Genomic DNA, 19,995 nt, shown 5'->3' with positions numbered 1-19,995 from the left:
ACAGGCAGATGCGGCATCACTGGCAGCGTGGGCGCAGCCTGACTGCGAATCAGATCGTGGTGCGCTGCGACCGGCACAAGTCGTTCACCCTCACCGAGGGCGGGAACGTGTGGCTGGCTGTTCCCGGGTTGGAGCGTCGTAGCCTGGTCAAGATCCCGCTGAACACCACGGTCGCTCCGACCGGAACCCTGCGTCTGCGGTCTCCGCAGGGCCGTCGGCTTTGGCAAGCCGACCATGCCGGAGCGATCAACATCGAGCAACGAGACGGTGATTCCGACATCGCCCTGTACACGCCGCACGAGCGGGTGAAGCAGATCTTGCTCGATCGGGCTGGTCGCCGTCGGACCAGACTGCCGGTCCAGGACTCCAGCACGCAGCTATGCCGGTGCGGAGAGCGAAACATCCAACCACGCTCAACCCTGAGCAATGAATAGGAAGCAGGACAGCAGTGGGACGCAACCAGCGGGCCGAGGTCCGGATGACGCCGGAGGAGATCTCGGCCTTCGTCTCGGCCCAGCGCACCGCGACGCTGATCACGCTCGGGCCCGGCGGGCACCCGCACGCGGTCGCGATGTGGTTCGCCGTCATCGACGGTGACCTGTGGTTCGAGACCAAGGCGAAGGCGCAGAAGGCGGTCAACATCGGCCGCGACCCGCGGGCCACGGTGCTCATCGAGGACGGTGAGACCTACGACGTGCTGCGCGGCGTCTCGATGGAAGGCCGTGCGGAGCTCGTCGACGACGCCGACGCGCTCTGGAAGGTCGGCGTCGACATGTGGGAGCGCTACCACGGCCCGTACAGCGAGGAGGTCAAGCCGCTGGTGGAGACGATGCTGCACAAGCGCGTCGCGGTGCGGCTGCACGTCGACCGCACGAGGTCCTGGGATCACCGCAAGCTCGGTCTGCCCCCGATGCCTCTAGGCGGTACGACAGCTCCCTGAAACACGCTGCGGCGGCAGCGGTTCCGGTGCCGCGCGCGTCTTCTCCCCGTTCCCACCGGGTTTCCGGCGGGCTCGTCGAAAGGCGGGCCCGCCGCTGGTGTTTCCGCGGTCAGTTCGCGGCCGGAGCGCTGTCGTCCCAGCGGTCGGCCCACTCGCTGAGCGCGGTGATCGTGCGTTCGAGGTCGCGGCCCTTGTCGGTGAGGTCGTACTGGACCTTGACCGGGATCGTGTCGAGGACGGTCCGCCGGACGATCCCCTCGGACTCCAGCTCGCGCAGCCGGCTGGCGAGCATCCGGTCGGTGAGCGCGGGGATCGCGTCGCGGATCTCGGCGAACCGGGAGGTGCCGTGCAGCAGCTGGCGCAGGATGACCCCGGTCCACCGGCGGCCGATCAGCTCGACGGCGTGGTGGTAGGCGGGGCAGAACTGCTCGCCCTGGTCGTACGGGTGCGCCATGGCTGGACCTTACCACGGCGCCACCCACTATACATTGATAAGTGACTTACTCTGTGCCACTCTGAGGCTGCGCCCGGCCGGGCGCAGCACGGAGAACGACGCGGAACGAGGTGGCGGAGAGCTATGACGACGTGGGCGGAGCGCTTGCGCAGCACTTTCCCGGGGCGGACCAGGACCGGGCCGGAAGTGGCGGAGGCCCCGGCCTGGGACCTGTACGCCCATCCGCGGCAAGTGCCTGCGGCGATCCTCACCGCGCGCGATGTTGCCGACGTGCAAGCCGCGGTCCGCTTCGCGGGCGAGCACGGCATCGCGCTGTCGATGCGCGGCGGCGGCCACAGCGGAGCCGGGTTCGCGGCGGTGACCGACGGGCTGATGCTCGACCTCAGCGGCCTGCGGGAGGTGCGCGTCGACCCGGAACGCCGGATCGCCTGGGCCGCCCCCGGCGCGACCTGGGGTGACTACGACGCCGCGACACAGCGGCACGGACTGGCCAGCACGGGCGGGATCGTCTCGAGCACCGGCGTGGCCGGGCTGACCCTCGGTGGCGGGGTCGGCGCGCTGCGCGGCTTGCACGGGCTGGCGGTCGACAACCTCCGCGGTGCCGAGGTGGTGCTGGCCGACGGCACCCTCGTACGCGCCGATGCCGATCACGAGCCCGAGCTGTACTGGGCCCTGCGCGGCGGTGGCGGGAACTTCGGCGTCGCCGTCCGCCTGGAGTTCGCGGTCCACCCCGTCTCCGGGGTCACCACCGGTCTGCTGGTCTGGCCGCTCGACCAGGCGCAGCAGGTGGCCGCGGCGTTCCGCGCCCGAGCCGAGGAACTGCCGGACAACACCGTGGCCGACCTGGTCTTCAAGCACGGAGACGACGGTGAACCTGTCATCGTGGTCATTCCCAGGGTGGTGGGAGGCGCGGACGAGGTGCCGCTGATCGACGACCTGCGCCGCGCCGCCACGCCCGCCGCCGACACGGTCGCGCCCCGCAGCTACACCGACAGCCAGCGCTTCCTGGACGAGGGCGCGCGGTGGTGCCAGCGCGTTTACTGGAACACCACCACGTTGCGCCACCTCAACGAAGAAGTGGTGGAAGTGCTCGCCGACTACGCGGCATCCGCTCCTTCTCCGGCAAGCGCGATCAACGTCGAGCACTACCACGGCGCGATCTCCCGCGCCGATCCCGCCAGCACCGCCGTGGGCTTCCGCCACGCCCGCTACAACGTGTTCGTGGAGGCCAAGTGGGACGACCCGGCGGCCGACGCCGAGAACCGGGCCTGGTCCAGGGAACTCGTGGCGGCCCTCGAACCCCACTCGGCGGGCGGGGCGTACGTGAGCTACCTGCCCCGCGACGCCGATCAGGCCCGGATCCGAAGCGCCTACGGGGCGCGGAATCACGATCGCCTACGCGCGGTCAAGGCGGCCTACGATCCGGGAAACCTGCTGCGCAGCAACCAGAACATCCAGCCCGCGGAGCACATCGGACGTCGCGCCGACAGCACTCCTGGTGAATTCTCCGACTCTAGGTGATGAGCGGATTCGGCGTGGTCGAGTGATCGTGACCGGTGCATTTCTGGCCGAAAGTACGAGGGCGCGGTCATCAACCTCGGCCGATCGGTTGATCAAGCTTGCCATTTCGGCCGATACGACGGGTGTGGCGCGTGGATAGCGTCGTTCTGACCGGGGGACCAGATCAGGATTGAGGCGGATCACGATGACGTTTCCGGCCACCGCGCGCACCGATCACGAGCTGGGGCTCGACGCGATCCGGCGTGCTCGTGAGCTCACCGAGCCCGTGCTGCGGGAGCTCGTGGACCGGCTGGGCCCATCGCTGGGGGACGTGGGCAGGTACCACTTCGGCTGGCGGAGCGAGGGCTGCGGCTCGGCGGGCAAGGCCATCCGGCCGACCATGGCCGTGCTCGCGGCGGAGGCGGTCGGGGCCGAGGCGTCGGCCGCGGTGCCCGCGGCGGCGGCCGTGGAACTCGTGCACAACTTCAGCCTGATCCACGACGACATCATCGACAACGACGAGCTGCGGCGGGGGCGGCGGGCGGTGTGGAAGGAGTACGGCGTCCCGGAAGCGATCCTGATCGGGGACGCGCTGCACTCGGAGGCCTTCGGCGTGCTGCTGAGCAGCGGTCGCCCCAACGCGGCCGCGGCGGCGATGCGCCTGTCCACCGCGATGCGGGAAGTCGTCGTCGGGCAGGTCGACGACATCCGGTTCACCGAGCGGCCGTGGACGGGGGAGCAGGCGGTGAGCGTCGCCGAGTACCAGGCGATGGCGGAGGCCAAGACCGGCGCGCTGCTGGCCTTCTCCGCCGCGGCCGGTGCGCTGCTGGGCGGGGCGTCCGAGGCGGTCGCGGACTGCTTCGACCGCCTCGGGCGCCACCTGGGCCTGGCGTTCCAGTGCACCGACGACGTGCTCGGCATCTGGGGCGATCCGGAGAACACCGGCAAGCCGGTGTTCGGGGATCTGCGCGAGGGCAAGCGGACCTTGCCGGTCATCGCGGCGCTGTCCGCGGGTGGTTCGGCGAGCGAACGGCTGGGGGTGCTCGTCGAACGCGGTGTGCGCACCGACTTCGAGCTGCGGCTGGCGGCGGAGCTGGTGGCGGAGGCGGGCGGCCGCGAGTTCGCCGAGCGAGAGGCCGCCCGCCACCTCGCCGAGGTCGACGACTGCCTGACCGCGCTGTCGATGCCGGCCGAAACCCGGGCCTGCTTCAACGCCCTGTCCCAGTCCCTGATCGGGAGGACCAGATGATGGGCTCGGGCAGCAGTTCCGCGCTGCCGCAGGCAAACGCGGGAGCCGATCGTGATCAGGTACCGGCCGGCGGGTCGGCGAAGACGCCTTCCAGCATGCCGGTGGCCTGCCCGATCTCGATCAGGTATCCGTCCGGGTCCCGCAGGTAGCAACGGATCTCAGCCTTGCGATCCAGCGGCTCGGTGAGGAATTCGGCGCCCTTGCTGCGCGCGTCGGCGTAGAAGGCGGCGATGTCGGCGACGCGTACGTTGAGGAACGCCGAGACCACGTCGCTGGATTCCGGTGGACGCAGGACGGTACCGGGCTTGTCCGGGGTCGGGCCGCCGCCGGGATTCATGATGATCCAGCTGTTGGCGACCTTGACGATGCACGGGTTCTCGGCCAGCACGACCTGCCCGCCGAAGACGGCGGCGTAGAACGCCCGGGAACGTGCCACGTCGGACACGGTCAGGAAGTGGGTCAGCACCAGCCCGGTCTCGGGTGCCGGTAGGTCGTCGGTTCGCATCGCCGCCTCCTGCGGGATCGCGTTCGGATGTATCGGCGGCGGCCGCGTAGGTCGTCCGCAGGAACTCCAGCAAGGTCTCCTCCGGATCGGCGGAGCTGCGTATCGGCCCGCTCGTCCAATCGGAAGGCTCGGCCGCCTCCGGGCGGAGATCGGCCCCGGTTCGTCGGCTGCTTGTCATCGGTGCCCCCAAGGAACCAGTCCGGGAAGCCTGTGCCGTGCTCCAGCCCGGGTTACCCAGGTCAGTCCGGCTCTCATGCACGGCCAGCTGACGAGCGAGCAGGTCCTGCCCGCGCAGCGCCGGGCGACCTCCCGGATCGCGTGCGGGAACACCGTCCCTGGTCATGCACCACGGCGCTGAGATCCCGCAAGGTGACTCCCTCGCAGAACGAGGTCGGCCCGCGGACTACAGCCGGGTGCAGGTGTCGATGTCCTGCTCGAAGTCGGCGATGGCTTCGGCGGTGAGCGTGGGCCGGGTGTCGTCGATCGCCTTCAGGTATTCCGCCGTCGTCGCCAGATCCCGGTCCTCGTGCAGGACGTCGCGCTCGAAGGCGGCCTGGGCTCCTTGGTGGGCGGCGAACTCGATGTCGGCGGGGGTGAACAGCTCCGTTCGTTCCACCAGCAGGTCCAGGTCGACGTTGTCGCGGGCCGGGCCGAGGTAGCGCGACCAGATCGCGCGCCGGGCGGGCGGATCCGGCGGGCCGACCGGGATGATGTAGTCGAACCGGCCGGGGCGCAGGAAGGCCGGGTCCAGGGAGCTGACCGAGTTGGTGGCGCAGACCAGCAGGCGGTGGTCGTGCTCCCGGAAACCGGGGATCAGCTTGAGCAGCTCGTTGGTCACGCCGTGCGCCGGACCCGCCGTCGGCGTCGTGCGGGTGCCCGCGATCTCCTCGACCTCGTCGATGAACAGGACCAGGTCGTCGAGCTCATCCAGCTCGGTGAACACCTCCCGCAGCGAGGTGGCCAGGCCTTCGGGGGAGGCCGCGGCCAGCCGGGACGGGAACAGCTCCACGAACGGCCAGTTCAGCCGGGAGGCGACCGCCTTGGCGAAGCTCGTCTTGCCGGTGCCCGGCGGGCCGAACAGCACGATCGCCTTCGGCGGCAGCACGCCGTGCCGCTCGGCCCGGTCGGGGTGGGAGATCGGCAGCACGACGCGGCGTTCGATGATGTCCTTCTCCCGCTGCATGCCCGCCAGCGCGGCCCACCTCCCGGGCGGCAGGAGCATGCCGCCGAGGTGCTCGAGCACGTCGAAGTCGGCCGGATCCAGCTCCTCGACCTTCTCGAAGTAGGTCAGGTCGGTGCGCGGCCGGTAACCGGAGTTCACCATCGCCCGGAAACCCGCGGCACCCTCGGGAACCAGGCTGGTGATGCGGTGCACGCCGAGGCCGCGCAGCTTCTTCTCCAGCTCGGCCAGCAGCGCGCTGCCGATGCCGCGGTTGCGCCACCGGGCGTCTAGCGCGAACAGCGCCAGCCAGGCCCGCTCGCCCTCCACCTTGGCCGCGGCCATGCCGACGACTTCCTGCTCGACCACCGCGACCAGGGCCGGGTGCCCGGCCCGCGCGATGGACACCACTTCGGCGGCGGAGAAGACCGGCTCGCCGGTCTCCCTGCTCTGGTCCCAGATGCGGATCACCTGGTCCAGGTCGTCGTCGTGGAAATCGCGCACCCGCCAAGCAGGCATGGCCCACCTCCCGCATCCGCCCGCGCCGCGGTGCCCGCAGGAGTCCGGTTCCCGGCGGGCGGACTCCGCGTGCAGCGCAGGATGTGCAACTGGGCCGAATTCTCCGCCGCCACAGCGGATCGTGGCAAAGAGATGTTCCCGTTCTGCCGATAACCCGCGCCTATCAACGAGTCCTGCCGCTCCGTCGGGAGCAGTTCACTCCGGACAGTTCGGCATCTGTTTCGCGCTGCTCCGGCCGGAGAGCACAACCGGAACTAGCGGGCCAGATCCGCGGCGAGGCCGGTCCGGATGCGATCGGCGCCGGTGTAGATGTTCATGGAGTTGCCGCGGAGGAAGCCGATCAGCGTCAGCCCGGTGTCCGCGGCCAGGTCGACCGCCAGCGAGGACGGGGCGGAAACAGCCGCCAGTACCGGGATGCCCGCCATCGCGGCCTTCTGCACCAGCTCGAAGGAGGCCCGGCCGCTGACCATCAGGACCGAGTCCCGCAGCGGCAGCCGGCCCGAGCGCAGGGCATCACCGATCACCTTGTCCACCGCGTTGTGCCTGCCCACGTCCTCGCGCACGCAGCTGAGGTCGCCGTCAGCGGTGAACAACCCGGCGGCGTGCAGCCCTCCGGTGCTGTCGAACACCCGCTGGGCCTTCCGCAACCGGTCGGGGAGCGTGGTCAGCGTGCCCAAGCCGATGCTCGGCGAGGACTCGTCGAGGGGCCAGGTCGTCTTGGTGCGCACCGCGTCCAGGCTCGCCTTGCCGCACAGGCCGCACGAGGACGTCGTGTAGAAGTTGCGCTCCAGCGAAGCACCGGGCAGCGCCACACCGGGAGCCAGGGCGACGTCGACGACGTTGTATGTGTTGCCGCCGTCGGCGGTGGCACCCGCGCAGTAGCGGATCCCGACCACGTCCTCGGCCGAGCGGATGACGCCTTCGCCGACCAGGAACCCGGCCGCCAAGTCGAAGTCGTGCCCCGGGGTGCGCATGGTGATGGTCAGCGGGTGTCCGCCGACCCGGATCTCCATCGGTTCCTCGGCCGCGAGGGTGTCCGGACGGTGCGAAGGAACCCCGTCGCGGATGCGCAGCACGCGCCGTCGTGCGGTGACTCGTCCCACAGGTCGTCCTCTCAGGACCCGGCCGGCTCCAGCCGGACCACGATCCCCTTCGAAGTGGGCGTGTTGCTGATGTCGGCCACGCTGTCCAGCGGCACCAGCACGTTGGTCTCCGGGTAGTACGCCGCCGCGGAGCCGCGCGTCGTCGGGTAGCCGACCACGCGGAAGTCGCGCGCCCGGCGCTCTACCCCGTCGTGCCACACGCTCACCAGGTCGACCTCGGCGCGGTCGGCGAACCCGAGCTCGGCCAGGTCGTCGGGGTTGACCAGCACCACCCGGCGGGCGTTGTGGATCCCCCGGTACCGGTCGTTCGGGGCGTAGGGGATGGTGTTCCACTGGTCGTGCGAGCGCAGCGACTGCAGCACCAGGTGGCCCGGGGGCGCGGTCAGCATCTCGAAGTCGTTGTTGGTGAACATCGCCTTGCCGGTCGCGGTGCGGAAGTTCCCGCTGTTGACCGGGTTCGGCAGCACGAAACCGCCGGGTTCGGCCACCCGCGCGTTGAAGTCCTCGAAGCCCGGCACGACGCGCGAGATCCGGTCCCGGATCGTGCTGTAGTCCGCCTCGAACTCCTCCCACGGGATCTCGGAGTTCGCGCCCAGCGTCCGGCGCGCCAGGCGGCCGATGATGGCGACCTCGCTGAGCAGCGCCTCCGAGGCGGGCTCCAGGCGGCCGCGGGAGGCGTGCACGGCGCTCATCGAGTCCTCGACGGTGATGAACTGCTCACCACTGGCCTGGACGTCCCGGTCGCTGCGCCCGAGCGTCGGCAGGATCAGGGCCGTTTCGCCGCAGACGGTGTGCGAGCGGTTGAGCTTGGTGGAGATGTGCGCGGTCAGCCGGCAGCGGCGCATCGCCCGCTCGGTGAGCTCGCTGTCCGGTGCGGCGCGCACGAAGTTCCCGGCGACGCCGAGGAAGAACTTGGCGCGGCCCTCGAGCATGGCCCGGATGGAGTCCACCGAGTCCAGGCCGTGCTCGGCGGGCGGGGTGAACCCGAACTCGCGCTCCAGCGCGTCCAGGAAGGACTGCGGCATCCGCTCCCAGACGCCCATCGTGCGGTCGCCCTGCACGTTGCTGTGTCCGCGCACCGGGCACGCCCCGGCACCGGGCTTGCCGAAGTTCCCGCGCAGCAGCAGGAAGTTGACGACCTCGCGGATGGTGGGCACGCCGTGCTTCTGCTGCGTCAGCCCCATCGCCCAGCAGACGATGACGCTCTTGCTGGCCAGGACCCGGTCGCGGACCTGCTCGATCTCCTCGCGGGTCAGCCCGGTGGCGGTGCGCACCTGCTCCCAGGACAGCTCGCGGGCCTGCTCGGCGAACTCGGCGAAACCGCTGGTGTTCTCGCGGATGTAGTCGTGGTCGAGCACGGTTCCGGGAGCGGCGTCCTCGGCCTGGAGCAGCAGCAGGTTCAGCGCCTTGAACAGCGCGAGGTCGCCGCCGGGGCGGATCTGCAGGAACTGGTCGGCGATGGCGGTGCCGCGGCCGATGACCCCGCGGACCTTCTGCGGGTTCTTGAAGCGGAACAGCCCGGCTTCCGGCAGCGGGTTCACCGCCACCACCTGCCCGCCGTTGCGCTTGGTCTCCTCCAGCGCGGAGAGCATCCGCGGGTGGTTGGTGCCGGGGTTCTGGCCGACGACGAAGACCAGGTCGGCCTGGTGGATGTCGTCGAGGCTCACGGTGCCCTTGCCCACGCCCAGCGTTTGCTGCATCGCCGAGCCGCTCGACTCGTGGCACATGTTGCTGCAGTCGGGCAGGTTGTTGGTGCCGAAGGCCCGCGCGAACAGCTGGAGCAGGAACGCGGCCTCGTTGTTGAGCCGCCCCGAGGTGTAGAACAGCGCTTCGTCGGGGGAGTCCAGGGCCTGCAGCTCGGTGGCGAGCAGGTCGAAGGCGGCGTCCCAGCCGATCGGTTCGTAGTGGTCTGATCCCGGGCGCTTCACCACGGGCTCGGTGAGCCTGCCCTGGTGGTTGAGCCACTGATCGGTCCGGCCCGCGAGCTCGGAGATGGGGTGCTCGCGGAAGAAGTCGGCGGTGACCCGGCGAGTGGTCGCCTCGTCGTTGATGTGCTTGGCGCCGTTCTCGCAGTACTCGTTGAGGTGCCGCTGCTTCGGCCCGGCCTCCGGCCAGGCGCAGCCGGGGCAGTCGATGCCCTTCGCCTGGTTGACGTTGAGCAGCGTCAGCATCGTCCGCCGCGGCGAGGTCTGGGCCAGCGAGTACTCCAGCGCGTGCGCCACGGCGGGCACCCCGGCGGCCCAGGTCTTGGGCGGCGTGACCGAGAGCTCGTCCTCGCTGGAACCGTCGAACCCGCTCATCCCGTGCTCCCTCGTCATTCGCCGTCCGCGCTGGTCCAGCCAATGCCGCTCGCGCGAGGAAGTCAAAGAAGCGACGTCGATCACCTGATAGGCACCGGCTATCTCACGACGAAACCCGCACCGCGACCACCTGGACAGGGTGTCCGGCATCACGACCGGAAGAGTGGCACTCTCACGAGCTGACCACAGGAAGCTGACAAGTTCTTGATCTCGGTTCCCTAGCTTGACCGCATGACGAGCACGAAGTTGAAGGGCCTGGTCGCCGGGTGCGCGGCCCTGGCCGCGGGATCACTGACTGCCCCGCCCGCCGCAGCCGGGTCCGTCGGTGAGCACCGCCTGGCCACCACCGCGGCGGAGCAGCAGGCGGTGCAGGACTACTGGACCCCTGAGCGCATCGCCGCGCTCACCGAGCCCGCGTCGGACAACCCGCCCAAAGCCGGGCCGGACGGCGCCCCGTGGACGACGCCGAACGCGCTGGCCAAGACCGTGGGCCGGCTGTTCTTCACCGACCACGGCGAGGACGCCAGCTGCACCGCGACCGTGGTCGAGGCGGCCAACCGCAGCACGATCGTCACCGCCGGGCACTGCGTCAACAACACGGACCTGCTCGGCGAGAACAACCAGTGGTCGCAGAACGTGCTGTTCATCCCCGGCTATCACGACGGGCAGGCGCCGTATGGCCGGTTCACCGGCCGGATCGCGATCGTCGATGAGACCTGGCTGCACAACGACCAGCAGCACGGCGAGGTGTACGACGCCTACGATCAGGCTTTCGTGGTGCTCAACCCGGACGAGCGCGGGCAGCGCGCCGAGGACGTGGTCGGTGCCGCCCAGCGCATCGGCTTCGGCGAACCAGGTGCCGGCACCGCGACCTCGTTCGGATATCCGCGCGCCACTTCGGATCCGGCGCGTGAGGGCCTGCCGGAGTACATCGGCGAGCGGCTCTCCTACTGCCGGGGACCGGCGAAGGAGGACCACGGCACTCCCGAGCACCCCGCCGCCGCGAACCAGTGGGGAGTTCCCTGCACCATGGGCGGCGGTTCCAGCGGCGGCCCCCGGTTCTCCGAACTGAACATGACGACCGGGATCGGCACGGTCGTCGGCGACAACAGCCATAGCGCTTTCTTCGACCGCGGCGGGAACCCTTGCCCGCCCGGCGAGCGAGAAGGATGCACCCGATACCTGGTGGGCCCGCAGTTCACCACCGAGATCACCGAACCGCTCCACCGGACGGCCGAAGAGGCCTGGTGATCGCCTGACCCGCAGATCCGGCGGACGCCAGGTTCTTCCGCGTCCGATCACCGCGAACGTCCGGAAGCGCCCTCCGGGAGCCTGAGAAGCACCACCTATCACCTGGTAGAACCTGCCGTTTGACCAGCCGTCCGGATGGGTGGAGGCTGGTGGTCGAGTGGACCTGCCGCGACATCGTGATGTCCTCAATGGACAATGCACGGCGGCACCACGACCGACGACCCGGCGCGAGGACTCCGATGGACCTGGCAACACCCACCAGCGGCACGCCGCCCCAGGTGGGAGCCCTGCCGACGCCTACCTGGGCCCAGGCGCGGGAAACCGCCCGAACCGCCGCCCGAGCGCTGCCCGCCGTCGCCCGGGACCTCCCCGAAGCGCTCGGCCACCTGCTGGCCGAACCGCTCGCCGCCCGGACCGATCTCCCGGCGTTCGACACGTCCGCAATGGACGGTTGGGCGGTGGCGGGACCGGGTCCGTGGCAGCTGCGGGACGGACGAGTGCTGGCCGGTGCCCGAGCCGAACCGCTCGCCGACGGCACCGCGCTGGGCATCGCCACCGGCGCCGAGCTCCCACCGGGCACGACGGCCGTGCTGCGCCGCGAGGACGGCCAGGTCGATCCGTCGGGCACCACCCTGTCCGGCCGCGCACCGGCCCCCGGCCGCGACATCCGGCCGCGAGGTCAGGAGTGCCGGGCGGGACAGGTCCTGCTCCCGCCCGGCACCGCAGTCACGCCCGCGGTGCTGGGACTGGCCGCGGCGGCCGGGCACGACCGGATCGCGGTCCACCGCCGCCCGGTGGTGGAACTGCTGGTGCTGGGCGATGAGCTGCTCGATTCCGGTCCGCCCCGCGACGGCCGGGTGCGCGACGCGTTGAGCCCGCTGCTGGGGCCCTGGCTGCGGTGCGGCGGCGAGCTGACCGGCAGCCGCCGGATCCCCGACGACTTCGACCTGCTGCGCACCGCGATCGCCGATTCCCCGGCCGACGTGGTGATCACCACCGGCGGCACTGCGGCCGGTCCGGCCGACTTCCTGCACCGGGCCCTCGCCGAGCTCGGCGCCCGGTTCCTGGTCGACTCGGTGGCCGTCCGCCCCGGCCACCCGATGCTGCTCGCCGAGCTCCCGCCGACCGGGGACGGGCGCGCCCGGTGGCTGGCCGGGCTGCCGGGCAATCCGCTGGCGGCCGTCGCCGGGACCGCGACGCTGGTCCAGCCGCTGCTGGACCGCCTCAACGGCCGTGCGGAGGCCGAGCCGCGCAGGTTCACCGCCGCCGCGGACCTGCCGGGGCACCCGCGCGACACCAAGCTGCTGCCGGTCGAGCTCCGCGCGCACACCGCCACCGCACTGCCCTTCGGCGGGCCCGCGATGCTGCGCGGGCTGGCGCTCTCCGACGGCCTCGCCGTCGTCCCGCCCGGTGGTCTCGCCGCCGGATCGGCCGTCGAGGTGCTCGAAACGCCGCGCCCGTGGTGATCAGGCCGAGGGTTCGACCGTCACCGAGACGTGCTTCATGATCGGCTGATCGCTCTGCGTGCTGTAGTCGCCGATGGCGCACAGGGCGTTCATCTCGGGCATGTAGCCCGCGGCGCAGCCGCGCGGGATGTCGTACGGGATCGCCTGGTAGCGGTTCAGCGTGCGGGTGCTGCCGTCCCGGGCCGTGCTGGTGATGTCGACGCGGTCGAACTCGCCGATGCCCCGGTCCCGCATGTCCTCGGCGTTCATGAAGATCAGCGTGCGCAGGTTCTTGATGCCGCGGTAGCGGTCGTCGTCGGAGTAGATCGTGGTGTTCCACTGGTCGTGCGAGCGCATCGTGCCCAGCGCCAGCACCCCGGCGGCCGGGACGACGTCGGGCAGCGCGGCGGTGGAGAACTCCGCGCGCCCGGACGGGGTGTGGAAGACCAGCTCGCGGGCGGGTTGCCGGATGCGGAACCCCAGCGGCAGGCGGACCCGCCGGTTGAAGTCCTCGAATCCGTCGAGGACCTGCGCCATGGTGTCGCGGATCCGGTCGTAGTCCTCGACGTAGTGCTGCCACGGGGTGCGGCTGCCCGGCAGCGCCGCCGCGGCGAGCCCGGCGATGATGGCCGGTTCCGAGAGCAGGTGCGGTGAGGCGGGGCGCTTCATGCCGCGCGAGAGGTGGACCATGCTCATCGAGTCCTCCACCGAGGTGGCCTGCAGCCCGCCGCGCTGGTGGTCCTTCTCGGTGCGCCCCAGGCAGGGCAGGATCAGCGCCTGCTTGCCGTGCACCAGGTGGCTGCGGTTGAGCTTGGTGCTGACCTGCACGGTCAGCTCGCACTTGCGCAGCGCGGCGAAGGTGTGCGGTGTGTCCGGCGCGGCGAGCGCGAAGTTGCCGCCCATGCCGACGAACACCTTCACCTCGCCGCGGTGCATCGCCTCGATGGTGCCGATCGTGTCCAGCCCGTGGGCCCGCGGCGGCTCGATCCCGCAGACCTCGGCCAGCCGGTCCAGGAACGCCTCCTCCGGGCGGTGGTCGATGCCGCAGGTCCGGTTGCCCTGCACGTTGCTGTGCCCGCGCACCGGTGACGGGCCGGCGCCTTCCCGGCCCAGGTTCCCGCGCAGCAGCAGGAGGTTCACGATCTCGCGGACGGTGTCGACGCCGTGCTCGTGCTGCGTGATGCCCAGGCACCAGCTGAAGATGCTCCGGTCGGCCTCGCAGTAGACGCGGGCGGCGGCGGTGATCACCGCGCGGCTGACCCCGGACTGGCGCTCGATCTCCGCCCAGGGCGTGGCCTCGCACAGCGCCCGGTAGGCGTCGAAGCCGGTGGTGTAGCGGTCGACGAACTCCGCGTCGACGGCCTTCGGATCGTGCTCGGCCTCCTCGAACACGGCCTTGGCCATGCCGCGCACCAGCGCCATGTCACCGCCGATGCGCGGCTGGACGTTCAGCGTGCTGGTGCGGGTGGCCTTGAACGTGGCCATCCGGGCGAAGTCGTGCGGGATGATCGTGCGGGTGGCCGCGGCCTCCACCAGCGGGTTGATGTGCACGATCTGCGCGCCCCTGCGGTAGGCCTCGGCGAGCGAGGTGAGCATCCTGGGCGCGTTGGAGGCGGCGTTGACGCCCATGATGAACAGGGCGTCGGTCAGCTCCCAGTCCTCGAGGTCGACCGTGCCCTTGCCGGTGCCCAAGGCGGCCTTCAGGGCCCGGCCGCTGGCCTCGTGGCACATGTTCGAGCAGTCCGGCAGGTTGTTCGTGCCGAACTCCCGCGCCATCAGCTGGTACAGGAACGTCGCCTCGTTGCCGAGGCGCCCGGAGGTGTAGAACGACGCCTGGTCGGGGCTGTCGAGTTCGGCCATCGCGCGGCCGAAGAGCGCGAAGGCCTCCGGCCAGGAGACCGGGACGTAGCGGTCGGTTCCCGGGTCGTAGCGCAGCGGCTCGGTCAGCCGGCCCTGGTCCTCCAGCTCGAAGTCGCTCCACTGCGACAGCTCCGCGACGGTGTGCGCGGCGAAGAACTCCGCGCCGACCCGCTTGCGGGTCATCTCCCAGGTCACGTGCTTGATGCCGTTCTCGCAGATGTCCAGGTGCAGGCCCTTGGTGTCGTCCGGCCACGCGCAGCCCGGGCAGTCGAAGCCGCCGTTCTCGTGGTTCATCCGCATGATCGCCCGCGGCCCGTCGACCAGCTCGCGCTCGCGGACCAGGAACTCGGTCACGCTCCTGGCGGCGCCCCAACCGGCGGCGGGGTGGTGGTAGGGCCGGAACTCCGGCTCGCTGGTCCGCTCGCTCATCACACGCTCCTGCCCTGCGGCGCCCGACCTCCGCATCCCACCACCGCGGCCGCAGGTCGGCAAAGCGAGCAGCGGGCCACGCGCTGCGCTGCGCCGGGCCTTCCGCGCACGATGAGGAGCGCGACCCACGGAGGAGGACCGGAGATGACCGAGCAACTGCCGGAGCGGACCCGCGCCGAGCTGGAGGCGGAACTGACGACGCTGCGGGAGCGCCGCCGCTCGCTCGCCGCCGCGATGCAGAAGCAGGAGAGCGACGTCGGGGACCGCGGTGACGAGGCCAACGCGCTGGAGAGCGGCGACGATCTGATCGCGGTCGACGAGCGGATCGCGACGGTGACCGATCTGCTCGCCGGCGGCCCCGAGCGGTCACCGGGCCGGGTTCCGGACGGCACCAGGGCCACCCTGCGGTTCGACGACGGCACCGAGCAGGAGGTGCGTGCGGTGGCGATCCCCGAGGAGATCGCGGCCGGTCGGCAGGACATCACCGTGACCACCGACAGCCCGCTGGGACGGGCGCTCGCCGGGCGCCGCGCGGGCGACACCATCAGCTACTCGACACCGGCGGGCGAGGTGCGGGCCCACGTCGTCTCCCTGGACGTCCCCGGCGACTGAGCCTTGGAGGCACCGAGGGAGCCGGAGGTGCTGACCTTCGGCCACGGCACCGCCGACGCGGCCACCATGACCGGACTGCTGCGCGGCGCCGGCGTCCGCGAGCTGGTCGACGTGCGCACCGCACCCGGCAGCCGGCGCAATCCCGACGCCGCCCGGGCGGCGATGTCGCACTGGGTGCCCGAGGAGGGCATCGGCTACCGCTGGGAATCGCGGCTCGGCGGCTGGCGCCGGGCGCACGCGGACGGCCCGGACACCGCGCTGCGCAACCGCTCGTTCGCCGGCTACGCCGAGCACATGCGCACCGCCGACTTCCGGGCCGCCATCGACGACCTGCTCACCGACGCGGCCACCGAGCTGAACGCGGTGATGTGCGCCGAATCGCTGTGGTGGCGCTGCCACCGCAAGATGATCGCCGACTACCTGACCCTGGTGCGCGGGGTGCCGGTCGGTCACCTGATGCACGACGGCAAGGTCCGGCCGCACCGCCCGAGCCCGGAAGCCCGCCTGCTCCCGGAGCGGGGCGTGCTCATCTACGACGCGGGCCAGCCCCCGCTCGACTCCGGATGACGATCGCCGCCGCGATCCCGGCGCTGACGCCGATCAGCGTGTCGACCGCGCGGTCCCGGAGCATCGTCAGCGGATCGGCGGGTGCGGCCAGGTCGGTCATCAGCATGATCAGCGGGGTGAAGAATCCGAGCGCCAGCCCGTAGTGGCGGGCCATGAACAGCTCGGTGGGGAACAGCAGGGCCATCACGATGACGGCCAGCGCCGCGCCGGGCAGGTCGGGCAGCAGCACCACGGCGGTGATCGCGAGCCCGGCGAAGGTACCCAGCACGCGGTGGATCCCGCGGTGCACGATGCCGTGGATCCCGGGAGCGCACCGGTCGCGCACGCCGACGACCGCCAGCGGAACGGCCGCGGAGGCCATCGCCCAGTTGGCGTGGTCGATGCCGAGGAGCAGCCCGACCGCACCCGCGGCCGAGACGGCCACCGCGTAGCGCGCCGCGTGGACCAGCGCGCCCGGCCCGCGCTCCACCTGGCGGCGGCCGGCGGGCTCGCGGGAGCGCAGGGCGCTGACGAGGCTGACCAGCAGGCAGAACAGCGCGGTCGCGGCGCAGATGGAGATCGCCGCCCACGGCGCGACCCGCCCCGCGGGAACGGTCGCGGTGGCACCCAGCGCGAAGATCCCGAAGAACGGCCCGGCGGGCCGGAGACCGAGCCGGTCGGCCAGCAGCGACCACATCGAAGCGCACCCGGCCACGGTCACCACCAGCACCCACGCGGGAGCGTGCGCGCCAGCGAGCAGAACGCCCGCGCTCACCCCGCTGAGCAGCACAGCGCCGGCCTGGGCCTGGTGCACGATGCGGAGCCGGTCGGATTCGGCCCGGCCGTACATGCCGGTGAAGGAGCCGAAGACGGCGTAGATGATCAGATCGGGACGCCCGGCGGCGAGCAGGGCGAGTCCGGGGACGAACAACCCGGCGGCGACCCTGAGCGCGTGCCGGTGGTCATCCGCAGCGGGGCGGATCAGCACCTGGGCGTGCAAGGGAACCCTCCGATCGTCGTCCGCGGCGGCGCGCCACGGTCGGAAGGCGGCGATACCGCGACGGCGGCCCACCTCGGCCCTGCTCCTGGCCGTCGAGTCTTGCCGACCGCCGGTGGCCGCGTCCAAGCGGAAGTTCCGAGGCGCCGATCGACCGCGCCTATCAGCCGAGATGGGCCGCTTGCGTGGTCGAATGGGGCATGCTCTTCCGCCAGCTCGAGTACTTCGTCGCGCTCGCCCGCGAGCGCCACTTCGCCCGCGCCGCTGCCGCCTGCCACGTCTCCCAGCCGGCGCTGTCGGAGGCCATCCGCAAGCTGGAGCAGGAGCTGAAGGTGCCGCTGGTCCGGCGCGGGCGCAGCTTCGAAGGGCTCACCCCGGAAGGGGAGCGGCTCGTGCTGTGGGCGCGGCGCATCCTGGCCGACCACGACTCGCTCAAGCAGGAGGTCACAGCGCTGCAGACCGGGCTAACCGGAGAGCTGCGGATGGGCGTGATCCCGGCGGCGGCGAGCACGGTCGCGCTGCTCACCGACCCGTTCTGCGCCGAGCACCCGCTGGTGCGCGTGCAGCTGGAGACGAGCCTGCGCTCCTCGGAGATCATCGACCGGATCCGCCGGTTCGAGCTGGACGCCGGGGTGATCTACCCGCACGGGCTCAACACCACCGACCTCGTGGTCACCCCGCTCTACGAGGAGCAGCACGTGCTCATCGCCAGCGGCGAGCTGCTCGCCGGACAGCCCGACGCCATCGGGTGGCCGGACGCGCTGGAGCTGCCGATGTGCCTGCTCACCCAGGGGATGCGCGGGCGGCAGCTGATCGACGACGCGCTGGCCGCCAGGGGGCTGACGGTGGTGCCGCGGCTCGAAGCCGACTCCGTGGTGGCGCTGCTCGCCCACGTCGGCACCGGCCGCTGGGCGAGCATCGTGCCGCACACCTGGATCCGCACCCTGCGCCCACCGGCCGGTGCGCGCGTGCTGAAGCTGCGCGACCCGTCGGTCACCGCCGAGATCGCCCTCGTCACCAGCGCGGTGGAGCCCGGATCGGTGCTCACCAGGGCCCTGGTGCAGGTCGCGCGGACGGTCCGCGCCACCGACTCGTTCGACCACGGCCCGGCGACCAGCTGATATCGGCGCGGCTTATTGAGCGGTCGGAACCGCGTCTTGGACGGTGCGCGCGCCCGCGCAGCAGAATCGACTCGCGCGTCGTGATGTTGCCGGAGGACAACGGGTGCTGCATGCTTCCCGCGAATCGCGACCACAGTGCGGTGCGAGAACGTTCTGGAGGACCGGCGTGGAGATGTCGAGCGCGGACCCGTCGGCTGCACCGCCGGAGCCGCAGCCGGTGCTGACTCCGCTGACCGGTTCGGCGATCTTCCTGGTGCTGACGATCAACGGCGGTGGCGAACCGGCCGTGCGGGACCTGCTTGGCGATCTGGCCGGACTGCAGCGAGCGGTGGGATTCCGCTACCCGGAGGGCGGCCTGGCCTGCGTGGCGGGCATCGGCTCGGCGGCCTGGGACCGGCTGTACTCGGGACCTCGCCCGGCCGGGCTGCACGTGCTGCCCGAGTACGCCGGGCCACGCCACCGGGCGGTGTCCACCCCGGGTGATGTCCTGCTGCACATCCGCGCCCGGCAGATGTTCCTGTGCTTCGAACTGGCCCAGCAGGTGCTGAAGCGCCTGGGTGGCGCCGTCTCGGTGGTCGACGAGGTGCACGGCTTCAAGTACTGGGACCAGCGGGACCTGCTCGGCTTCGTCGACGGCACGGAGAACCCCAGCGGCCCCGCGGCGCGCACGGCGGTGAACGTCACGGCCGCGGCGGACGCCCCGTTCGAGGGCGCCAGCTACGTGGTGGTGCAGAAGTACCTGCACGACACGGCTTCCTGGAACGCGCTGCCGGTCGAGGAGCAGGAACGGGTGATCGGGCGCACGAAGCTCGACGACATCGAGCTGGACGACGAGGTGAAACCGGCCGACTCGCACGTCGCGGTCACCACGATCGTCGACGCGGACGGCACCGAGCGGCAGATCGTGCGCGACAACATGCCGTTCGGCAGCCTCGGTGACGGTGAGTTCGGCACCTACTTCATCGGCTACGCCGCCGATCCGGCGGTGATCGAGCTGATGCTGGAGCGGATGTTCCTCGGCACCGCCGATGCCACCCACGACCGGATCCTGGACTTCTCGACCGCGGTCACCGGATCGCTGTTCGTGGTGCCCACCGCCGACTTCCTCGACGACCAGCCACCCCCACCGGAGCCGGGCCGCGCGCCCGAGGCCGACGCGTCGTTGCGCATCGGCAGCCTGAAGGGACGACAGCCATGAACAACCTGCACCGCGAGCTGGCCCCGATCTCGGCGGCGGCCTGGCAGGACCTGGAGGCCCAGGTCCGCGACGCCTTCGCGCTCAACGCGGGTGCCCGCCGGGTGGTGGACGTGCCGGAGCCGAGGGGACCGGAACTGGCCGCGGTGGGCACCGGCCACCTCGACGAGCCCGGCACCGCGGCGGCGGGCGTGCAGGTGCGGGTGCGCCGGGCCAGCCCGGTGGCCGAACTCCGGATGCCCTTCCGCGTCACGCGCGAGGCGGTGGACTCGGTGGAGCGCGGCGCCCAGGACGCCGACTGGTCGTCCGCGGTCGCCGCGGCCCAGCAGATGGCGATGGCCGAGGACAGCGCGGTGTTCGACGGACTGGCAGCGGTCGCCTCGGACGGTCTGCGCAGCGGCTCGTCCCACGAAGCGATCGCGTTGCCCGAGGACGTCTCGGCGATCCCGGAAGCGGTGGCGCAGGCGCGAACCGCGCTGCGCTCCTCGGGAGTCGGCGGCCCCTGCGCACTGCTGCTGAGCCCGGCCGTGCACACCGCGGTCAGCGGCTCGCTGCTCGGCGGACGGCTCGCGATCGAGGAGCTGTCGCGGGTGGTGGGCGGTGACGTTCTGTGGTCACCGGCGCTCGACGGCGGTCTGCTGGTGTCGACCCGCGGCGGCGACAGCGAACTGGTGCTGGGCCGCGACCTGTCGATCGGCTACCTCGGCCACGACGCGACGTCGATCGAGCTGTACCTGGAGGAGTCCTTCGCCTTCCAGCTGCACACGCCCGAGGCGGCCGTCGAACTGGCTCCCGCCGGGAGCTGACCGG

The 19,995-nt window shown here is 71.5% G+C and carries 18 protein-coding genes; 11 read left to right on the top strand and 7 right to left on the bottom strand.

Features of this window, described 5'->3' with window-relative positions; all coding sequences use genetic code 11:
• The first annotated feature begins 8 nt into the window (after nt 1-8).
• Nucleotides 9-434, top strand: coding sequence for a hypothetical protein (locus ATL45_RS35640; RefSeq protein WP_211841370.1), 426 nt, complete (start codon nt 9-11; stop codon nt 432-434).
• Nucleotides 435-448: 14 nt separating this feature from the next.
• On the top strand, nt 449-940 hold the full coding sequence (locus ATL45_RS35635) for a pyridoxamine 5'-phosphate oxidase family protein (RefSeq protein ID WP_170210440.1): 492 nt from the start codon (nt 449-451) through the stop codon (nt 938-940).
• A gap of 109 nt (nt 941-1,049) precedes the next feature.
• Here ATL45_RS35635 and ATL45_RS35630 read toward each other — a convergent pair whose 3' ends face one another.
• On the bottom strand, nt 1,050-1,394 hold the full coding sequence (locus ATL45_RS35630; protein ID WP_093154889.1) for a winged helix-turn-helix transcriptional regulator: 345 nt from the start codon (nt 1,392-1,394) through the stop codon (nt 1,050-1,052).
• 123 nt (nt 1,395-1,517) lie between these two features.
• On the opposite strand from ATL45_RS35630, the gene ATL45_RS35625 reads away from it, so the two are divergent.
• Nucleotides 1,518-2,915, top strand: a complete 1,398-nt coding sequence (locus ATL45_RS35625; protein ID WP_093154890.1) for an FAD-binding oxidoreductase — start codon at nt 1,518-1,520, stop codon at nt 2,913-2,915.
• A 184-nt stretch (nt 2,916-3,099) separates the two neighbouring features.
• Nucleotides 3,100-4,143, top strand: coding sequence for a polyprenyl synthetase family protein (locus ATL45_RS35620; protein WP_093154892.1), 1,044 nt, complete (start codon nt 3,100-3,102; stop codon nt 4,141-4,143).
• 55 nt (nt 4,144-4,198) lie between these two features.
• On the opposite strand, the gene ATL45_RS35615 is transcribed toward ATL45_RS35620, so the two are convergent.
• The 4 genes from ATL45_RS35615 to ATL45_RS35600 all read right to left on the bottom strand — a co-directional run bounded on the left by ATL45_RS35615 (nt 4,199) and on the right by ATL45_RS35600 (nt 9,747).
• Nucleotides 4,199-4,648 (bottom strand): VOC family protein, encoded by a 450-nt coding sequence (locus tag ATL45_RS35615; RefSeq protein ID WP_093154893.1) that lies wholly within the window; start codon nt 4,646-4,648, stop codon nt 4,199-4,201.
• A 403-nt stretch (nt 4,649-5,051) separates the two neighbouring features.
• Nucleotides 5,052-6,326 (bottom strand): ATP-binding protein, encoded by a 1,275-nt coding sequence (locus ATL45_RS35610; protein WP_093154895.1) that lies wholly within the window; start codon nt 6,324-6,326, stop codon nt 5,052-5,054.
• A 254-nt stretch (nt 6,327-6,580) separates the two neighbouring features.
• Nucleotides 6,581-7,429, bottom strand: a complete 849-nt coding sequence (gene fdhD / locus ATL45_RS35605; protein ID WP_093154896.1) for a formate dehydrogenase accessory sulfurtransferase FdhD — start codon at nt 7,427-7,429, stop codon at nt 6,581-6,583.
• 11 nt (nt 7,430-7,440) lie between these two features.
• On the bottom strand, nt 7,441-9,747 hold the full coding sequence (locus ATL45_RS35600) for an FdhF/YdeP family oxidoreductase (protein ID WP_211841369.1): 2,307 nt from the start codon (nt 9,745-9,747) through the stop codon (nt 7,441-7,443).
• A 213-nt stretch (nt 9,748-9,960) separates the two neighbouring features.
• On the opposite strand from ATL45_RS35600, the gene ATL45_RS35595 reads away from it, so the two are divergent.
• Both ATL45_RS35595 and ATL45_RS35590 read left to right on the top strand, forming a co-directional pair.
• Nucleotides 9,961-10,980 carry a trypsin-like serine peptidase gene (locus tag ATL45_RS35595; RefSeq protein WP_093154898.1) on the top strand — a complete coding sequence of 340 codons (1,020 nt, stop codon included), beginning with the start codon at nt 9,961-9,963 and terminating at the stop codon, nt 10,978-10,980.
• Between the two features lie 239 nt (nt 10,981-11,219).
• Nucleotides 11,220-12,446, top strand: a complete 1,227-nt coding sequence (locus tag ATL45_RS35590) for a molybdopterin molybdotransferase MoeA (protein ID WP_093154899.1) — start codon at nt 11,220-11,222, stop codon at nt 12,444-12,446.
• On the opposite strand, the gene ATL45_RS35585 is transcribed toward ATL45_RS35590, so the two are convergent.
• Nucleotides 12,447-14,714 carry an FdhF/YdeP family oxidoreductase gene (locus tag ATL45_RS35585; protein WP_211841368.1) on the bottom strand — a complete coding sequence of 756 codons (2,268 nt, stop codon included), beginning with the start codon at nt 14,712-14,714 and terminating at the stop codon, nt 12,447-12,449.
• Between the two features lie 144 nt (nt 14,715-14,858).
• On the opposite strand from ATL45_RS35585, the gene ATL45_RS35580 reads away from it, so the two are divergent.
• Nucleotides 14,859-15,326, top strand: coding sequence for a GreA/GreB family elongation factor (locus ATL45_RS35580; RefSeq protein ID WP_170210439.1), 468 nt, complete (start codon nt 14,859-14,861; stop codon nt 15,324-15,326).
• A 27-nt stretch (nt 15,327-15,353) separates the two neighbouring features.
• Entirely contained in the window at nt 15,354-15,893 is a 540-nt protein-coding gene (locus ATL45_RS35575) for a DUF488 domain-containing protein (protein WP_246025735.1), read from the top strand.
• Here the strand turns inward: ATL45_RS35575 and ATL45_RS35570 are convergent.
• Complete coding sequence (locus ATL45_RS35570; RefSeq protein ID WP_093154903.1) at nt 15,853-16,872, bottom strand: FUSC family protein; 1,020 nt, start codon at nt 16,870-16,872, stop codon at nt 15,853-15,855. The two genes, ATL45_RS35575 and ATL45_RS35570, sit on opposite strands and share 41 nt — an antisense overlap.
• 182 nt (nt 16,873-17,054) lie before the next feature.
• On the opposite strand from ATL45_RS35570, the gene ATL45_RS35565 reads away from it, so the two are divergent.
• From ATL45_RS35565 to ATL45_RS35555, 3 genes are all read left to right on the top strand, one after another.
• Nucleotides 17,055-17,990: a LysR family transcriptional regulator gene (locus tag ATL45_RS35565; protein ID WP_246025734.1), complete on the top strand. Its 936-nt coding sequence runs from the start codon at nt 17,055-17,057 to the stop codon at nt 17,988-17,990.
• A 172-nt stretch (nt 17,991-18,162) separates the two neighbouring features.
• Nucleotides 18,163-19,188, top strand: coding sequence for a Dyp-type peroxidase (locus ATL45_RS35560; RefSeq protein WP_093154984.1), 1,026 nt, complete (start codon nt 18,163-18,165; stop codon nt 19,186-19,188).
• Entirely contained in the window at nt 19,185-19,991 is an 807-nt protein-coding gene (locus ATL45_RS35555; protein ID WP_093154906.1) for a family 1 encapsulin nanocompartment shell protein, read from the top strand. The genes ATL45_RS35560 and ATL45_RS35555 overlap by 4 nt, the downstream gene beginning before the upstream one ends.
• Nucleotides 19,992-19,995 lie beyond the last annotated feature (4 nt).

Source organism: Saccharopolyspora antimicrobica (assembly GCF_003635025.1).
GTDB classification, from domain to species: domain Bacteria; phylum Actinomycetota; class Actinomycetes; order Mycobacteriales; family Pseudonocardiaceae; genus Saccharopolyspora; species Saccharopolyspora antimicrobica.
Note: the sequence above shows the minus strand (reverse complement) of the source record. Positions and strands in the feature narration are given on the sequence as shown.

Excerpts from the sequence above, each read along its gene's own strand:
- ATL45_RS35595 (WP_093154898.1), top strand. The coding sequence starts at position 9,961 with ATGACGAGCACGAAGTTGAAGGGCCTGGTCGCCGGGTGCGCGGCCCTG.
- ATL45_RS35620 (WP_093154892.1), top strand. The coding sequence starts at position 3,100 with ATGACGTTTCCGGCCACCGCGCGCACCGATCACGAGCTGGGGCTCGAC.
- ATL45_RS35555 (WP_093154906.1), top strand. The coding sequence starts at position 19,185 with ATGAACAACCTGCACCGCGAGCTGGCCCCGATCTCGGCGGCGGCCTGG.
- ATL45_RS35630 (WP_093154889.1), bottom strand. The coding sequence starts at position 1,394 with ATGGCGCACCCGTACGACCAGGGCGAGCAGTTCTGCCCCGCCTACCAC.
- ATL45_RS35610 (WP_093154895.1), bottom strand. The coding sequence starts at position 6,326 with ATGCCTGCTTGGCGGGTGCGCGATTTCCACGACGACGACCTGGACCAG.
- ATL45_RS35590 (WP_093154899.1), top strand. The coding sequence starts at position 11,220 with ATGGACCTGGCAACACCCACCAGCGGCACGCCGCCCCAGGTGGGAGCC.
- ATL45_RS35580 (WP_170210439.1), top strand. The coding sequence starts at position 14,859 with ATGACCGAGCAACTGCCGGAGCGGACCCGCGCCGAGCTGGAGGCGGAA.
- ATL45_RS35585 (WP_211841368.1), bottom strand. The coding sequence starts at position 14,714 with ATGAGCGAGCGGACCAGCGAGCCGGAGTTCCGGCCCTACCACCACCCC.
- ATL45_RS35560 (WP_093154984.1), top strand. The coding sequence starts at position 18,163 with ATGTCGAGCGCGGACCCGTCGGCTGCACCGCCGGAGCCGCAGCCGGTG.
- ATL45_RS35600 (WP_211841369.1), bottom strand. The coding sequence starts at position 9,747 with ATGACGAGGGAGCACGGGATGAGCGGGTTCGACGGTTCCAGCGAGGAC.
- ATL45_RS35625 (WP_093154890.1), top strand. The coding sequence starts at position 1,518 with ATGACGACGTGGGCGGAGCGCTTGCGCAGCACTTTCCCGGGGCGGACC.
- ATL45_RS35640 (WP_211841370.1), top strand. The coding sequence starts at position 9 with ATGCGGCATCACTGGCAGCGTGGGCGCAGCCTGACTGCGAATCAGATC.
- ATL45_RS35615 (WP_093154893.1), bottom strand. The coding sequence starts at position 4,648 with ATGCGAACCGACGACCTACCGGCACCCGAGACCGGGCTGGTGCTGACC.